The 1,249-nt window shown below is 40.2% G+C and carries 1 protein-coding gene; it reads left to right on the top strand.

What is annotated here, in order from left to right; translation table 11 throughout:
* Nucleotides 1-234 precede the first annotated feature (234 nt).
* On the top strand, nt 235-1,249 hold a 1,015-nt coding region (locus tag IQ234_RS20795), incomplete at its 3' end, for a tetratricopeptide repeat protein (RefSeq protein WP_193958459.1).

A 1,249-nucleotide genomic window follows, 5' to 3' on the forward strand; every position in this document is an offset into this window, starting at 1 on the left:
TGGATCCCCCCTGCCCCCCTTGATAAGGGGGGTGCCGATAGGCGGGGGGATCCCCCTTGATAAGGGGGGTGCCGATAGGCGGGGGGATCCCCCTTGATAAGGGGGGTGCGTATCACCCCTTAATCCCCCCTTGATAAGGGGGGTGCGGATCACTCCTTGATCCGTAGGATTGATTCATGAATCAACCCTACCTAAGGGGGGTATCTGACAGTTTTTAACATTTATCCACTTATTATGAATAATGAAACATCTTCAATTATCGACCAAAATGAGAGAGAATACGAAGGTTTAATCGTGTCTCTAGAGGCAAATCAAGAGAGATTAAATATATTGATTTGTGTGTGTGATCAGGAAAAATTGCGAGAAGAAATTATCGATCGCTATAGCAAAGAATTAGAACCAGTAATCCCTTGTTATCGGATTGATTTAGATCAAAAAGAACCGAGTTTAAGAGCAGCCATTGCTAGTTTAGTCTCTAGAAAACCAGAGTTATTACAAAGCAAAAACGCTGTGATCACAACCACAGGAGTGGAGAAATTACACTCGATCGAATGGCAACGGGAAAAATCGGAACTAGATAAATTTTTTGGTTATCTGCAATGGACAAGGGAAGGATTGCGAGAATTTCCCTATTCCATCGTTCTTTGGGTAACAAGCACAGTGGAGGTAAATTTACGCAAAAAGTCCCCCGATTTTTGGAGTTGGAGAAAAGGAGTTTTTCGCTTTATTTCTCCTCCAAGTAACTTTTTACCTTGTCAGGAATTTTTACCAATTTTACAATCTTTTGACGAAATTACTATAGATAAAGATATTCCTTCAATCTCTAAGGAAGACTTGTTAGAACTAATCGAGCAAATCGAGGTAAATAAAGGCAAAAAAGAGCCAAGACTAGCGAGTTTATATGCCAGTTTAGCTAAGATTTATAACCTTCGTTTATCAAATCTGCCATTGTCAGATTATCGTCAGGAACAACAGCTTGCGATCGAGTATTATCAAAAAGCGATCGATTTACAAAAAGAGTTAAATCTAGAACTTGATTTAGTTGCGAGTCTCGACTCATTAGCCGGTATTTACTATTGCCTAGGAGAATACCAAAAAGCGCTCGAGTTTTGTCAACAGTCCTTAGCAATCACACGGGAAATCGGTGATCGGAAAGGTGAAGCGAATTCCTACAATAATTTAGGTAATGTTTACTATTCCCTAGGAGAATACCAAAAAGCGATCGAGTTTTATCAACAGTCTTTAGCAA

The organism is Microcystis aeruginosa LEGE 91341, assembly GCF_015206885.1.
Classification (GTDB): domain Bacteria; phylum Cyanobacteriota; class Cyanobacteriia; order Cyanobacteriales; family Microcystaceae; genus Microcystis; species Microcystis aeruginosa_H.